Genomic DNA, 15,279 nt, shown 5'->3' with positions numbered 1-15,279 from the left:
GCGAAGACAAATACGGGGGAATGACGACAATGAGTTTGACACGGTGTGCCAACGGACACATGTTCAGTATGAGAAAGCATGGCAGCGTATGTCCCTACTGCAGCTTGGTGGTGGAGCAGGCGTCTCAATCAGACAACTCCAAAGCAGCAAGAGCTCCTGAGAATGATAAAACGATGCCGTATTTAGGAGAATCTCAAGGGATCGAGGCGGTTACCGGTTGGTTGGTTTGCATCGAAGGCGCGCAGCTCGGGCAAGATTACCGCATTATGGCGGAAAAAAACTTTATCGGCCGTTCCGAGGACATGCATATACGAATCATTGGGGATAATACCATTTCCCGCCGTAATCATGCTGTGATTGTTTATGATCCGAAGAAAAGAAACTTCTATCTGCTCCCTGGCGATGCTTCCGGACTCGCCTATCACAACAATGAAGCGGTATATACGCCTGTAGAGATGACAGCCTATGACGTGATCCAGCTGGGCAAGAGCAAGTTTTTATTTATTCCGCTGTGTGGCGTTCACTTTGAGTGGGATAACGAAGCGAGTGAAAAAGCATGAGTATATTTACGCAGCAAGGGTTGACGCCTTACAAAATTGTATTGGGTTTAACATTTGTTATCTTCGTTTTATTGATTATACGGGCTTGCCTGAAGGGCACACAGTCAAGGATGAAACCTAGTGTGGAAATTGGCAATGGGCAAACGATTGGTCAACGTGTGGAACAAGATGATTATTTTGCGACCATCATGAATTCGCATGGCACAATTTCTGTACTTGCCGATGGCATCAGCGGATTATCCGGTGGTCGAGTCGCGAGCACGCAAGCCGTAACCACGTTTGTCAAAGAGTTTTTGAAGCTGGAGAATTTGACAGATATCTCAGGCTATTTTACCAAAGCGGCAAGTGTTAGTAATACGGAAATTATACGAAGCCTCAAAGGCGTTCAAGGCGGTACGACATTGGTTGCTGTCATTATTAGCGAAGGGCTGCTGTACTGGGGTGCTGTGGGGGATAGCCTAATCAAGATTTTCCGCAACGGAGAGTTTATCGACGTTAACCATAAGCACATCCTGGAAGCCGTGCTAGAGGAGCGCTACGTGTCGAGAGAAATTACGAAGGATGAGGCTTTGGACAGTCCGATGAAGAACCAGCTCGTTAATTATTTGGGCTATGAAGCTTTCAAAAATATAGAAATTTGCGAGAAACCCATTCACTTACAGAAGCTGGATCGCGTGCTGCTGTGCAGTGATGGTGTAACGAATACGCTCACAGAAGTGGAGTTGGAGCAGCTGCTGTCACTCCCACTTAACGCTTACGATGCTGCCCAGGCCATCATAGAAGCTATTGAACAAAAAGAAATCAAGCATCAAGACAATGCGACTATTATTATCCTGGAAAAAGGCTGGTAAAAGCAGGGAGGCAGCGATGAGAAAGGATAACAGCAAATTTAAGACCAGCTTTATATCGGAAGAGGGGACGTTCGTTCGGAACAAGGAGTATTTTGCTTTCACGGAGCATGACGATTTGGCTTGTTGGGTTATCGCTCAAGGGCTGGACTCCGATACGGAGATGGAAAGCGCAGAAATGGCTGTCAAAGCAGTTATTGGAAAATTTATGCACAAGCCAAGACTCTCTGCAAGGGCGATGAAAAGCTATTTGCGGGAGGCCCACGATTTGTTGCAAGTGGAAAGCAGGAGAGTTCGGCGCAAGGCAAGCCTGACCATGATCGTGACGAATTATACAACGATGATTGGGGCAGTTGCTGGAAATACGCGACTGTATCATTTTCGAAATGGAAGAATATTGGAAAAAAGCAAGGATCAGAGCTTAACGCAAACGATGATTAATGCAGAGAAACTTCCGCAGGATGCGCTGGACCGGCACGAGGAAAGAACGAATTTACTATGGTACTTGGGCAAACGTGGGGAGTTTAATCCCAGTTTATCCCGTAAGGTGAAGTTATCCGATGGAGATGTGCTTCTGCTGTGTACCCGAGGAATATGGGAGCGTGTGAACGGAGCAGAGATGCTGGATGCGCTGGAAGAAGCCAAAGAGCCGTCCGATCTCGTCGATACGATTGAGGATGTTTTGCTGAGCAAGCAGACGAAGGTGATTCCGAATTATACGGTCGCGGCAATTTATGCGGATAAAGTCTATCAAGAGCCTCCGAAGAACAGATGGAAGCTTGTAAAAACGATTGCAATGGTGCTCATTCCCTTGATATTGCTTGGGGGAGGAGCCCTCTATTATAAAGCGCGCGCGGTTAAGGCTAAGGCTGAGGCGGTGGCTGCTATTTTTGCACATGAGAAGGACGGGGACGTCGCTGTGCAGGATGGCAACTATCCGAATGCGCTCAAGGAGTACAGTGAAGCGCGGAATGCTTCCATTAAAGTGAATGATAAGCTGCACATGCAATTGCTGACGAAAAAGCAAAGAACGGCGCAGCTTGTCGTGGACGGGGATGCCGCTTTCAAAGAGGGCGATTATACGAAGGCTCTTGCCAGTTATGAGAAGGCGAAGAAGGAAGCGCGTTCACAGGAAGATTACAATATGAAGGATTTGGAAGCGCAAATTAGCAAAACGACATCATTTCTGGAAGTTGCGAATTTAATCAAGCAAGGTGACCAGAAGTTTCAGGGTCAAGATTACGAAGGAGCGAAAGACTTGTATGTGAAGGCGAAAAAGAAAGCCGCAGAGGCCGCTTTTAGCAATGGGGAAAAAGAACTTGCAGGGAAGATCGATAACGTAGATGCCAAGATGGCTGGCGTGCAAAAGGAAAAGAGGCAGCTGGACGCTGACAAGTTGGAGAAGAAAGGTGATCAGAGCTATGCCGCTCAAGACTTTCAGCAATCTGTTGATGCCTATGCCATGGCCCAAGAGGTGTACCAGGAAATCGGCATGTTGGAAAAAGTGCTCGGCGTCGAACGGAAAATAACGAAATCTCAAGAGAAATTAAACCCGCCGACACCTGCGCTCCCTGCTTCGAGTGCCGCCGCCGAGGGGACCGCAGCAGCGCCCAAATTACCGAATGCAGCGGCGAGTCAAGAAGCTTCGCCTGACAAGGGCGACAACCAGGAGGCAGGAAGGAAGTAGTTCTCATGAAAGACATTATTCTGGATCGATTAAGCCGAATGGATGATCTGGAGCAGCGCAAGCTGCTAAAGAACATCATGACGGGCGTATTTTTAAACTTGGTGGACTATCAGGAAGAATTAAACCGCAAGCTGGAAGAGCGGGTATTCAAGGAAGTGGAAGCGAGCGAAGAAGGACAGGACATATATGTCACCATCTGCCCAAGGGAAGAGATTGACCCTATCCATGAGTTTCTGTATCCGATGGTAGAGGGAGATCAAGAGAAGCCTGTCTTTGATATGAAGCATGTGCTCGCTCAGAAGCGCTCGGAAGGAGAAGCGCTGCTGATGACGGCGTTTTTTCAATGCGAATACCGCAAAATTCAGGAGCTGCTGCGAGGAAGCAGAGTGTTTCACGGAGAGCTTGTTACTTCTCGTGGAAAGCATGCGATACAAGTTCGCTTACAGCAGAATTTGACCTATATGGGTGAACTGGAAAAGCTTTATCATGTATTCCAAAAAAATAATATACCGTGGAAAACGATGAATCACCCCTATGCCAATAAGTTTTTCGATCTGGTGTGGACAGGGGATACAGGGATGATTAGCGCAGATGAAGAGCTTCTCGAAATCCGTGTTCATTTGGAGGAGTTTGACGCTTTTAAAAAATTGGATATGGTGCCTCTATGGAACATAGAAAGGCTGGCGCTCAAAAATGTCGGCTTTCCCATTCCTGCGACAGATCGGGTGAATTTTGAACATGTGTTGTCTTTACGGAAAACGGGAGCGGAGCACGGCTATCTCGTTGACGGGGATGCGGAGCTGATCCGATATATTAAGCGCATGCCAGAGGAACTGACTGTGGTCTCTCCGCAGGAGAAGTCTGGGATATGGCAGGTGTTCAAAATTACAAGGCCGATCGCAACTAAGATCGGCAGACTGCCTTATGGACTCGTTTCCAATAAGCGAAAAGATAGCTTTACGGGCGGATTTGCCCGCAAACAAGCACTGACCGTGCGGGCTACAGGGGAGATTAACCGAATCGTTAATTCCTTTGAGGCTAGTGAGCTGCTGGATTTGGAGCAGGTAGACATTCTAGACAGAGCGGATGGAAAACAAGCGACTTATGAAATGAATTCATTCATCAGCGATCACGTTCGTGTAGAGAGCGATAAGAAGATCATGCGGTTACGTTTTCGCAATCGCGGGAGTGAGACCTTTATCATCGATGATTTGATGAGTTTTCTTGTGTCTGAGGTTCAAATCTATTTCCCCGAATATAAATGCGAAGGAGAATGGGCGTGAATTATATTTGGGATCTGGTTATTAAGGCTCGAAAAAATAACCTGGCCAAGAGCGATCTGTATTTTTCCCCGGCACAGGTCTACTCGCCCTACATGGAACTCAGCCATGAAACTCTGAACGCGACAACGGTAGAGGCTGAGGTGGAAGTGAATCCGTACTACCGTTTCTATGATATTTTTCGAGATTTATTTGACATTAACAATAAGGAAGAAACGGAGCTTCGGCATACGTTATTCGATATTTTCATTCATTTCTTGACGGATATGGATTTACAGATGGGCATGAATAAGCGTGAGTTTTATATTAAATTTGTGCTGCGGGATTTGGAGTCAGGGATATTCGGAAGCAGCGTCTGGGAGAAGATGAAGCTGCTGAGCCAAGAAGAGCAGGAGGTCGTGGCGGGCAATATCCTCAGTCTGTATGAGACAGGTGAAGCCGTCTATCTGCTCAAAGATACGATGCGGAAGCTGTTCAAGCATTCCACGATTTACGCCAATTGTGAAGAAAGGGACGAACTCTTGTTCTATGTTGGTCAGGAGAAGACGGCCACGTCACTCGCTAAGCTGGAGTTGATTAAAACGATTTTCCTGCCCGTTCGTTTCCATACACTAACCTATTGGGAGCATCATTTTGGCATTATCGATGTCGAAGAAACGATGCGGGTTGATCGCATAGCGATACATTGAACGGGGAGTCAGAGAGGATGAAAGGGACATGAAGGGGTATACCTATAAGCTGAATTCGTCGCGTCCCATGGAACGGGAAGTGCGCAACCAGACCACCTACAAACGAGAAGAGTTATCGGAGATGACGACTTTGCAATTGCGAAGTATTTGTCATAAGGAGAAGCTGGTGGAAGGGCTATCGGGCTCGCTGGACAGAGAAGCGCTCATACGAACGGTACTGAAATATCGCAACGCGGAGCAAAGCTTGCTGATCCAAAGCTTCAAAAGCGGCGGACATGAGCGGGTGGAAGCTGTGTTAAAGCGCTACCTGAATACGCCGCTGAGGGACGATGGCAGCCTCAAGGTGCCTGCGAAGCTAACGCTTTATGCGGGCCTTCAGGTAGACAGCAGGGACAGGTACCGGATTGAAGTTCCCAGCACATTCACCGAGTCGAATGTCCTGATCGTGAATGATCATCAAGAGTTGTGCGGAATTGTCTATCTCAATAAGGATGGAGCGGAGCCTGGTGTTTACTTTCTGGGGGCGTCCCAAGAGATTCCTTTCCGTAAAACGGCGAATCAAAATTATAGCTTCCTCTTTTTTCGCAAGCAGGATTCGGAATATATTTACAAGTCGTATCAGCAGGACAAGCCGCTCCCTCCGGTTAATCTTCACTACTGCCGCATGCCAATAGCCGATCTGGAGATTAGGGACTTAGAAGAAACGGAGGTTGTGCTGGCCATCGATTTTGGTACTTCGAATACGACAGCCGGTGCTTTTCTAGATCGTTCGTATATTTCTGCACCCTCTGCTCAAGATCAGTTAAACGGCACAACCCAGTTGGGCCGCATTAATTATGTGTCCTTTCCCCGCGCGACTCGTCAGGCAGAGGAATGGATTGAGGCGCTGCCGACGGTGATCAGCGTGGCGGATTGTTCGAATGCATCCAGGATTCGCTACCATTTCGGCTATGAAGCGTTGAACGCGATGAAGAAAAATGGCTACACAGGCCATGCCACTGTGTTTCACAGCATTAAGCGCTGGGTCAACAACTATAAGCAGACCGAAGAGCTGATGGACCCGCAAGGCAATGTGGCAACTGTCCCAAGGAGCGATATTCTGCGGGCTTATCTGACCCATGTGGTGGAGATGGCGGAGCATCAGTTCAAATGTCGTTTCAAAAATTTACATATCTCCAGTCCGGTGAAGCTGAAAATGCAGTTCAGTGACATGTTTGCCGACATTTTGCCGGAATATGGATTGGAGACGGAGCATGGATTAGATGAAGGCATGGCTGTGCTTTACAACACGATCGCTGATCAGATAGAAAAACGCAGCTTTATGGATGGAGAGCTGTATCAGGCGCTTGTCATCGATTGCGGCGGGGGCACAACGGACCTATCCTCTTGCAGATTTCGGATCGAAGACGGACACCTTTCGTATAAGCTCACGATTCACACCGCCTATGAGAACGGCGATACCAACTATGGCGGCAATAATATTACTTACCGCATTATGCAATTCATGAAAATTGTGTTCGCTGATTATTACAGTACTCGCAGGCGCATGACGGATATTGATCAATTAATTGATATTCCAGGAACGGATTTGTATCGGCATGTGGATGAATACGGCGTAAGCTCGGTGTACGAGGGTTTCGAAGCCGCTTATCGAGAGGCCGAAAAGCTGATCCCGACTCGGTTCAAAGCGTATGAAAATCGGACCCGAGAAGAGTATTTGCGCGTGCGCAGCAATTTCTATTTCCTCTGGGAAATCGCGGACAATATGAAAAAGGAATTTTTTCGTAAAACGGGCATTGTCCGTAATCGGTTTGATTCAGCCAGCGGAGGTCTGCACGAAAATGATCTGAAAATTACGGCTGTAGATCGCTGGTGCTTGTCGCTTACGGATCATGAGGTCATGAAGGATGTTTATGATTTTCCGAATGTGGTGTTCAACATCAAAGAAATCAATCAACTGATTAAAGCGGATATTTATGACATTGTGCGTAAATTTTTGGAAGATTATTACCAGGAAGGGAAGCTCCAGGATTATGACATTATTAAGCTGACGGGGCAATCCTGTACAATCGATGTTTTTCGGGAGGCTTTAAAGGAGTTCGTAGCCGGACGCAGCATTGAATTTCGCCAAAAGACGGAGCATGCGGGACAAGTCCCTGACTTAAAGCTTGCTTGCCTGCGAGGCGCCATCCGTTATTTGAACGACCGCAAGGCAGGCGTCATTGAAACGAGTATGACGAATGAGGCGCCGATGGTGCCGTACTCGGTTGTTGCTTTTACGCACAACCGACACGAAAAGCTGTTGATCCGTATGCAGGAGAGGCTGAGTGACGTACAAGGCTCTGTATCCCGTCCGCTCAGCGCCGTCGAGGTGGAACTTTATTTGAAGGGAAGCGACGGAGAAATTAGGCACACCTATGTATACACCAGCGATGCCAGCAGTTACGAGCCGATCCGCTATGAGGAGATTAAGAAAGCGTATGGTACGAAAATTCCGCAAGATGACACGGACGCAATTATCAACGACGAAGTGAAGCTATTCGTGTTCGCCGAGTCGAACGCCTGGGGCTTCCATGTGCTGCCGATTGCGAGGCGGGAAGAGCAGCTCTATTGGGGGGCGAAGCAATTTTTTGCCTTTGAGGGTGATTTGTCGGAGCTGGATTTCTTCGATGGTTGGAAATAGAGCTGGCAATGGGGCCGGTGTGCAGAGAGGAGGAGGAGCGGATTGTTCACGAACGTTTATCCGAATTTTACGAAAGGCCGTATTCTCAAGGGGGATATGCTGGAAAGCTTGCGGGATGTTCCGAGGCGCTTCACCGAGCTGTCTACCGAGGCTTACTCGGAGGGGATCGTAGCTGGTGCGCAGGTGCGGATTACAGCGGAGCAGCTTGTTGTGTCCCGCGGTCTTGTCAAGTTCGGGTGCAGAATTTATGCGTTGGAGCAGGACTACTCGCTCCCGTATCAGGCGAACGGTAGGGAGACCGTGCTGAAACTCCGCTTCGGGGAAGCGGTGGAACAGTCTGATTTCACCCTGTACAAGGCAGATATTGTGCTTGATCACGAAGTCTCCCTTCGAGGCAACGAGCTGGAGCTCGGAAGATTCAAGCTGAAGGAAGGGGCCAAACTGCGCTCGGACTACCAGAGCTTTGCGGATTTCGCCACGGAGTATAACACGTGGAATATGCTTCACATTCCCTATTCAGCGGTTGGTCAAAGCAGTTTGAGCCCTCAGCTGACGCGATATTACGGCGCTGAATTGTTAAGCGCTGGCAGTGCGAATGCGTATGACATTGCATTTGCGATGCAGTGTCTGAATCAGGATACCGTGAATCGGGAATTGATTCTTCGTTATATCGGGAGTCGGTTGGGGATGGAATATAAGGCGTATGACAACGTGCAGATTCACAAATATTTAATCCGTATTCTGGAGGAGGCGCAGTTGGGCACGCGGACGAGGCCTGATCTGAGATCGGGAGGACCACGTCGGATGCTTGTGGATTGAGGCATTAACATTCATGTTCTTAAGGGAGGCTTGAAAACGATGGAGTATGCGGATGAGAGGATACTTGCTTTTATAAATGAAGTGGAGAAAAGCCAACAGCATAGTGACATATGTACAGGGCCTGTGCGTGTGGGCAAGCGCTATTATGAGTTTACGCAGCAGGCTTTTTTTGATGAAAAGTTAAAGGTGCTTATGCCTAGCGACTTCGTAGATATGCCGGAGGAGCAAAGCAAGCTGAAATACCCGTATGAACAGCGTCCACAAATTATTAAGAGCGATGAAACAGGCGGGATCAATTTTACGCTAAGTCAAATCGATCAGGAGCTGGATGATGAATCGGTCCAGGAACTGACGGAGGGTATGAAGGCTTTGATTAAAAGAATGAACCCCACGCATGTTTTTTATACGGAAGGGCTGGAAGAAGCGAGCGGCAAGCCGATTGGCTATTTTGATTTCAAAGGGGCTGCGCTGGACGGATTTATTTATTACATTATGTTCTTTTTTGAATTTGAGGGGAAGACGGTGATGGGTACTTTTTGCTGTCCGTATGGGGATTATGAGGATTGGCAAGAAGCCGCCCGTCAAGTCATTCGCACGATAAGGATCATACATGAGGAGGAAGGTGAGGTACCCGCATGAGCGAAAAGAGGCATACCTACACGGACATGGTCGTCTTCCCGTATGAGTTTGAAAGTCTGCTGGATTTCAAGCTTGTTCAGCAAGCAGGAGAACATTCGCACCTGACGCTCAGTGGAATCGTTCCCGAAGAGAAGCTGGATCAGTATGTGGAGCGAGCCGACGATGAAGAACGGATTCAGGTGTCGGTGCAGGATAAGGATCGTACGATTATTCTCTTTCAAGGGATGGTTACCCGTCTGACGGTGCAAGCCGTTAATGGGGTAAGAAAGCTCATGGTGGAGGCGTATAGCGAAACGATGCGGATGGACATGAAGAAGAAAACGCGCTCGTTTCAAAACACGCGGCTGTCGTATTCCGCCTTGTTTAACCAGCTCATCGCCGATTATCCGCAGGCTGATGTAACGGATGGAGCTTCAAACGGCAAAAGGACAGGCGGTTTGCTGGTACAGTACAAGGAAACAGACTGGCAATTTGCCCGAAGAGTGGCCTCACAGTTTCACGCCCCCTTGGTGCCGATTTGTACGCAAAGCGGCGTGAAAGTATCGGTAGGCTTGCCGGATCAAGGGGAACCCCAGAAGCTAGACGCCTATAACTATGCCATAAAGAAAGATCTGAAGGGCTATAAGCAGAAGTCCGAAAATGGCATGAGCGGCTTGAATGAACAGAATAGCATCAGCTATGAAGTAAGCAGCAGCAAAATTCTGACCTTGTGCAGCCCTGTACAGTTCCAGCGGCGGACGTTGTACGTATATCGAGCCGAGACAAGAATAGACAAAGGTGTCTTGATTCATGATTACGTGTTGAAGGATCAAGAGGGGCTTGGTGTTCCGACGGAATATGCCTATGCGCTGGCTGGAGTCTCGCTTTTTGGCAAAATTGCCGGCGTATCCAAGGATCAGGTAAAAGTGAATCTGCATATTGATGGGGGACATTCTGGAGGATTGTGGTTCGCTTATTCCACCGTATATTCCTCACCGGATGGGAGCGGTTGGTATTGTATGCCCGAAGAGGGCGATGAGGTGCGCCTTTATTTTCCGGATGAGCAGGAGAAGCATGCCTTTGCAGCCAGTTCCGTGAATACGGCGTCGTCTGATCCCCAGAAGCGAAGTGATCCATCGGTGAAGAGTATCAGTACCAAATATGGTAAACAAATTGTATTCAAGCCAGGCTCGGTTGAGATTATTGGCAGCGGCAAGCTGCTTATGAAGCTAACCGACGATGGAGGGATTGAAATCAATAGCGACAAGAAAATTATGCTGTCTGCCGAAGACGATATTGAAATTACCGGCGGGGCGAAGGTTGTTATTCAAGGCGAGCAAGGCGTGGATTTGAAGCAAGCGGACGCAAGTCTGGAAATAACGGATCAGGTGACGATCAGCGGAGGCAAGGTCAATATCGTTTAAGCAGAGGGGGAGACAGCTTGAATAAGCAAGAAGCGCTGGATGATTTCCTGGAGAGCTTTGTCTTCGATCAATGGCTGAAGGACCTGCTGCCGATTGACCAAGCGCTGGAGGCGCAGCGTTCGAGCATCGAACAAAGCTTTAGCGATGCTTTTGAATCCGTATGGACACAGGTGTCGGAGCTTCAGGAGCAAGGTTTAAAGGGGGATATTCGGTATGTGTATATCTCTCTGATGCGGACTAGCATTATGGAGAATAGGCCTGATTATCGCATTGATGCGTATGATCACAACTGGTTTATGGATGCCGCAGCGTGTGTGGGGGGATGGCGAGCTGACTTTATCTTTGATCCGTTGTTTCAAAGGATGGAGGAGCTGGAGAAGCAAAAGTCCGCGTATGCGCGCAAAGTCACCTCGATGGATATAGCGAGAATTAAGCAGATCGAAGCCGTGAAGTATCACCTGCTGGCTATCGAATTTATGAAAACAAGAATTTCAGCACTGCTTACCAGTAACGGATATCTACGTATGGGAAAAACGCCTGATATCCACTGGATGGTAGGGGAATTCCGCGATCAGAGCGAGCTGCTTGTGTCCGGGAACACACCGGTAGATGACGGAAACGATGGAGCGAAAGCGCAATGAAGGACTACTTTGTGTTAAAGCAGGATGAACGGCTCACTGACGCACCTGAGCTGCTGGATGCAAGGAAACAGGTGAATTCGAGAGATATTCACCTCACCAGTGCTCATAAACTGGCGGATACGATGTTCTTCAAAGTGAAGGCGGAGAAGGAAAGCAACTTTCCTGATGTGATGGATCGTCAGTTGTATCTCATCTCGGAACGATTAAAACGTTTGGTCGAACTGTATGCGCCGGACACGATATTCAAGTTGACCCCATTAATCGATATGGCTCATCGCCGCCAGCATAATTATTATTTGCCAATCTTTGAGGAGGTGAGCGCGCTGAGTCCGAATAGTGAGCTAGCGGGAGACGGGCGTGTGATCCGGAAGTTGGTTCTGCAAGGAGATCAGCTCACGGGCAAGAGGATCTTCAAGATCAAAGAAAGCGAAAAACCGCTGATCGTGGTGAGACTGGACGTTGCTGAAAGTATACTGCGCAGGGATTTCGAGGGTGTTCAACTGGTACGCGTACAGGTAGAATAGCAGGTTGCATAAGGAGGGAGCTTCGATGTCTGAGAACGAGTTCTACATTGTGAGAGGGGCTCAAATGGTTTGCAGCTGCGGGTCCCATAAGCGACGGATTAATTTGCCGCAGAGTCATGGGTCGTATGTAAATGATAAGCCGATGATGAATGAAGGGGATTACCTGTTTCATGTGAACGTGCCGCATTTTGGCATTTGTACAAGTCCGTTGAATCCAAGCGGCGAAACGATTTACTTGATTGCTGAGAATGGCCAGACCATTTCCGGCAAACCCTGTTGTCCGCTCCAGATGGGCAAATGGATGCAGGCCAAGGAGAACGCCATCGTGGATGGCAAGCCAGCCTTAACGACCGTATCGCGGTTGGTCTGCGGCTATCAGAATAACAAAGGGGAACAGGGGAGCGGGGAGCAGCAAGACAAGGAGGGCATTACCTTTATTACGAATGGACAGCAAGATACGTAAGGAAGCGGAGGTGGAAGAATGGGCGAGGTAGCGGTAGAGAAGCATTTGCGTGTGCAAACGATCTATCCGATTCATCAACTTGAGGATGTACAGATCACTTGGCAACCGAATGAGCATGGACGGCTTCTGGTGCGTGGCATCGTAGATGAGGCTGTCAACGTCAGTGCAGCACTGCAAGCCTTGGCTAGCGATGAGATCCGTGTCTATGAAAGCGACGGCCAGCAGGAAACGACGCTGTTCCGAGGGTGGATAAGCGCAGCGCATACGACGCATACCCAAGGGGTTTATCATATCGAGCTTGAGGGCCTATCGGGTAGTGCGATGCTGGATGGAAAAAGACATCGTCGTACGTTTCAGAATACGTCGATGTCGTACGCCGAGGTGATGGACGAGCTTGTGAACGCGTACCCGGGGCATGATGTCCTTTATCGCGTAGGGGAAGGCGTCCCGATTGGCGAACCTGTCATCCAGTATGACGAGACCGACTGGGAACTGCTGAAGCGCTTGGCGAGTCATTTCCAGAGCGTAGTCGTCTGTGATATATTGGAAGCAAGACCGAAGCTTTTCGTAGGTATACCGCCAGGAAAAAGTCTGAGTTTGTCGGCAGATACTTCCTATCTTGCGGGCAAGGACTTGCTGGCTTTTCAGCGTGCAGGTGGTTATGAGGCCGGTTTGCATGATACGGATTTCTTTTATTATGACATAGAGAGTACCGCGCGCATGTCGCTTGGAGATGAAGTGGCCTTTCGAGGCAAATCGCTCATCGTCAGCGAAGTGAAGGGCCGGATGAAGCAGGGAGATTTCGTCTACACGTATCGTCTGTCAAGGGCGGAGGGGATACGCCGAGAGCGTGTGAACAATGCCAAGCTGACAGGTATTTCGCTGTCCGGAGAAGTGCTGGAGGTCAAGGGCGAGCAGGTGAAGCTGCACCTGAGCGTGGACAGCAAGCAGGCGAAGGAAGGCGCGCACTGGTATCCTTTCTCGCCAGCGACAGGAAGTGCCATGTACTGCATGCCCAAGGTGGGCACGCAAGCGAGCTTGTATGTGCCCGATGCATCAGGAGCAGGCGCCTTGGTTGTCGGGTCTGTGCGAAGCAATGGGGCGAGCTGCGCCAAGATGGGCGATCCGAGCCAGCGGTATTTTGGAACGGAGCATGGAAGTGAACTCGCCCTGCTGCCTAGTGCGATTCATCTGACAGGCGGGAGCAAGGAGCCGCTCAAACTGAGCTTCGATGACGAGACGGGCATTACGATGACGAGCCATAAGAAGCTGACGCTGAACGCGAAGATGGACATTTCCCTCTACACGCCGAAGCGTGTGGTGATTCGTGCCCAAAGTCAACTGATGGCGAAGAAATTAGCGGCACAAAGCGGTTTTACCATTGAAGGTGATTACCACTTTCTGGGAACAAACGTGAAGGCGGCAGGCACAGACCGGACCTCCTTTGCGCCCTACGACGATGAGCCGAAGCAAGGTGTCAAGCCTGAAACGCCGTCTGAAACTGAAACGACGAAGAAAAAGAAGAAGTTTAGCTGGGGCAAACTGGCAGCCAATGTGCTCGGCGCATTGGCGGTCGTTGCAGTTGTAGCTGTTGTAGCGGCAGTGACCGTGGCGACTTTAGGAGCAGGCGCGGTTGTGATTGGCGCGGTCGTCGCGGGAGCAGTGGCAGCCGGTGGTATAGCGGTAGGAGCGAAGGCGGTATCGGATATCCGGCGAGGAGAGGTAAGCGACTTCGGGGATTATGCCGCGGACGCCTTCCGAGAATCGATGATCGGGGCGGCCTCTGGGGCGATATTCGGGCCATTTGGCAGTGGTGCAAGTCTGTTAGGGAGAATGGCTGTAAACGGTATATCCGGAGCGGCAGAAAGTATTGTAAGCCAGCTTACGGATAACGAAGAAGGCTTTAGCTGGAAGCAAGTAGCCTTCAGCGCGGGAATTAGCGCTGCCACGGTCGGATTGCTGGATGCGAAGATCGCAGGGAAAACGGTAGGCGCATACATCGGGCAGGGAGCTAATAAGGTAGCGCCATGGTTGGTTAACGGGATGGGCGCCGTAGCAGAGAAGTTTGGTAAGTTTGTAGGGAAAATTAGTGAATGGGGTAACATAGGTAAAAGTTACTTGAAAGAAAAAGGAACATTGGTAATTAAGGGCTTAAAGCAGGAATTGAAAGAAATAGGGGATTCAGTTCAGGCTTTGAAGAAAACAATTGGGGAATTAGAAATTCCTAGTTCACAATCTAAAGAAGCGCTTGTTTACGGCTATATGTCGCCGAATAAGACGGTTGCTGAGGCATGGCAGGATACGAAAGATGCTGTGTCGAAGTTCTTGAAGAAGCCGGATAAGCCACCAGAAAAACCGCCTGAAATTGAAAAACCAGATCCTGGGGGGACGGGTAAAGGTGGCTCTGGCAATAACAATCCAGACGATATTACAAAAGAAATTAAAAAGTTAGATGATGAAATAGAAAGATTGAAAAAAGAAGGAAACGACAAAGAATTCAAAATATTAACACGAGAAAGAAATAAATTAGCCAACAAATTGGATACGAAAGATGGTATTAGTGCTCAGTATGACTTGGGGGCTGCAAAGGAGTATGAAAGAAAAATCGATAATTCTAAATATTTCTCTCATGATAAAGGTAACTTTGGGGAAGAAGTAACGAAAATCGTCGCAAGAGACAGTAATTTAGGTCAAGATGTATCCGATCTGTTCCAAGTGGGGAGAAATGGTATAGATGCAGCATTCCTATCGAAAGGGCCTCCGCCAAAGTTAACGATTATTGAATCAAAGGCATCAGATTCCGCAAGGTTTAGTTACTCGGATAAACAGAAAAAGGGTGGAGATAAGTACTTCCAAGACATGATTAACAGTGATGATCCTAGGTACGCCGGTTTTAGGGATAATTTAGAAGAGCTGATGGAAGAGAATCCTGGTCTAAAATTAGATTTTATTAGAGTTGAAACAGATATTAAGATCACTGATACCGGATTCGGCGTTGATGAGTTAAAGGTAAAGGACTGGAATAAGGAAATAGATTAATACT

The 15,279-nt window shown here is 48.7% G+C and carries 13 protein-coding genes; all 13 read left to right on the top strand.

The window, feature by feature from the left end; genetic code table 11:
• The first annotated feature begins 29 nt into the window (after nucleotides 1-29).
• Genes HQN90_RS12035 through HQN90_RS11975 form a run of 13 tightly spaced genes read left to right on the top strand, consistent with a single transcriptional unit; the run spans nucleotide 30 to nucleotide 15,275 of the window.
• Entirely contained in the window at nucleotides 30-560 is a 531-nt protein-coding gene (locus tag HQN90_RS12035) for an FHA domain-containing protein (RefSeq protein WP_173218528.1), read from the top strand.
• The gene (locus tag HQN90_RS12030) at nucleotides 557-1,411 is read left to right on the top strand and encodes a PP2C family protein-serine/threonine phosphatase (RefSeq protein WP_173218527.1); all 855 of its coding nucleotides are present in this window, start codon (nucleotides 557-559) and stop codon (nucleotides 1,409-1,411) included. Before HQN90_RS12035 ends, HQN90_RS12030 begins: the two co-directional genes overlap by 4 nt.
• A gap of 16 nt (nucleotides 1,412-1,427) precedes the next feature.
• Nucleotides 1,428-3,095 carry a PP2C family protein-serine/threonine phosphatase gene (locus tag HQN90_RS12025; RefSeq protein WP_173218526.1) on the top strand — a complete coding sequence of 556 codons (1,668 nt, stop codon included), beginning with the start codon at nucleotides 1,428-1,430 and terminating at the stop codon, nucleotides 3,093-3,095.
• Nucleotides 3,096-3,100: 5 nt separating this feature from the next.
• Nucleotides 3,101-4,378, top strand: coding sequence for a normocyte-binding protein (locus HQN90_RS12020; protein WP_173218525.1), 1,278 nt, complete (start codon nucleotides 3,101-3,103; stop codon nucleotides 4,376-4,378).
• Nucleotides 4,369-5,064 (top strand): iron-dependent peroxidase, encoded by a 696-nt coding sequence (locus tag HQN90_RS12015; protein ID WP_173218524.1) that lies wholly within the window; start codon nucleotides 4,369-4,371, stop codon nucleotides 5,062-5,064. The genes HQN90_RS12020 and HQN90_RS12015 overlap by 10 nt, the downstream gene beginning before the upstream one ends.
• Before the next feature lie 28 nt (nucleotides 5,065-5,092).
• Nucleotides 5,093-7,747 carry an acetate and sugar kinases/Hsc70/actin family protein gene (locus tag HQN90_RS12010; RefSeq protein WP_173218523.1) on the top strand — a complete coding sequence of 885 codons (2,655 nt, stop codon included), beginning with the start codon at nucleotides 5,093-5,095 and terminating at the stop codon, nucleotides 7,745-7,747.
• Nucleotides 7,748-7,789: 42 nt separating this feature from the next.
• A complete protein-coding gene (locus tag HQN90_RS12005) occupies nucleotides 7,790-8,566 on the top strand; it encodes a DNA and RNA helicase (RefSeq protein WP_173218522.1) in 777 nt (258 codons plus the stop codon).
• Nucleotides 8,567-8,605: 39 nt separating this feature from the next.
• Nucleotides 8,606-9,205 carry a hypothetical protein gene (locus HQN90_RS12000; protein WP_173218521.1) on the top strand — a complete coding sequence of 200 codons (600 nt, stop codon included), beginning with the start codon at nucleotides 8,606-8,608 and terminating at the stop codon, nucleotides 9,203-9,205.
• A complete protein-coding gene (locus HQN90_RS11995) occupies nucleotides 9,202-10,608 on the top strand; it encodes a type VI secretion system Vgr family protein (protein WP_173218520.1) in 1,407 nt (468 codons plus the stop codon). Before HQN90_RS12000 ends, HQN90_RS11995 begins: the two co-directional genes overlap by 4 nt.
• Nucleotides 10,609-10,625: 17 nt before the next feature.
• Nucleotides 10,626-11,249 (top strand): hypothetical protein, encoded by a 624-nt coding sequence (locus HQN90_RS11990; protein WP_173218518.1) that lies wholly within the window; start codon nucleotides 10,626-10,628, stop codon nucleotides 11,247-11,249.
• On the top strand, nucleotides 11,246-11,773 hold the full coding sequence (locus HQN90_RS11985) for a hypothetical protein (protein WP_173218516.1): 528 nt from the start codon (nucleotides 11,246-11,248) through the stop codon (nucleotides 11,771-11,773). The genes HQN90_RS11990 and HQN90_RS11985 overlap by 4 nt, the downstream gene beginning before the upstream one ends.
• Before the next feature lie 25 nt (nucleotides 11,774-11,798).
• Nucleotides 11,799-12,236 (top strand): DUF4280 domain-containing protein, encoded by a 438-nt coding sequence (locus HQN90_RS11980; protein WP_173218514.1) that lies wholly within the window; start codon nucleotides 11,799-11,801, stop codon nucleotides 12,234-12,236.
• Nucleotides 12,237-12,254: 18 nt separating this feature from the next.
• Entirely contained in the window at nucleotides 12,255-15,275 is a 3,021-nt protein-coding gene (locus HQN90_RS11975; RefSeq protein ID WP_246362239.1) for a contractile injection system protein, VgrG/Pvc8 family, read from the top strand.
• The last annotated feature ends 4 nt before the right edge of the window (nucleotides 15,276-15,279 follow it).

It is taken from the genome of Paenibacillus alba, from assembly GCF_013204855.1.
GTDB lineage: Bacteria > Bacillota > Bacilli > Paenibacillales > NBRC-103111 > Paenibacillus_E > Paenibacillus_E alba.
Note: the sequence above shows the minus strand (reverse complement) of the source record. Positions and strands in the feature narration are given on the sequence as shown.

Coding starts and splice junctions, on each gene's coding strand:
- HQN90_RS12035 (WP_173218528.1), top strand. CDS start 30: ATGAGTTTGACACGGTGTGCCAACGGACACATGTTCAGTATGAGAAAG.
- HQN90_RS12030 (WP_173218527.1), top strand. CDS start 557: ATGAGTATATTTACGCAGCAAGGGTTGACGCCTTACAAAATTGTATTG.
- HQN90_RS12025 (WP_173218526.1), top strand. CDS start 1,428: ATGAGAAAGGATAACAGCAAATTTAAGACCAGCTTTATATCGGAAGAG.
- HQN90_RS12020 (WP_173218525.1), top strand. CDS start 3,101: ATGAAAGACATTATTCTGGATCGATTAAGCCGAATGGATGATCTGGAG.
- HQN90_RS12015 (WP_173218524.1), top strand. CDS start 4,369: ATGGGCGTGAATTATATTTGGGATCTGGTTATTAAGGCTCGAAAAAAT.
- HQN90_RS12010 (WP_173218523.1), top strand. CDS start 5,093: ATGAAGGGGTATACCTATAAGCTGAATTCGTCGCGTCCCATGGAACGG.
- HQN90_RS12000 (WP_173218521.1), top strand. CDS start 8,606: ATGGAGTATGCGGATGAGAGGATACTTGCTTTTATAAATGAAGTGGAG.
- HQN90_RS11995 (WP_173218520.1), top strand. CDS start 9,202: ATGAGCGAAAAGAGGCATACCTACACGGACATGGTCGTCTTCCCGTAT.
- HQN90_RS11985 (WP_173218516.1), top strand. CDS start 11,246: ATGAAGGACTACTTTGTGTTAAAGCAGGATGAACGGCTCACTGACGCA.
- HQN90_RS11980 (WP_173218514.1), top strand. CDS start 11,799: ATGTCTGAGAACGAGTTCTACATTGTGAGAGGGGCTCAAATGGTTTGC.
- HQN90_RS11975 (WP_246362239.1), top strand. CDS start 12,255: ATGGGCGAGGTAGCGGTAGAGAAGCATTTGCGTGTGCAAACGATCTAT.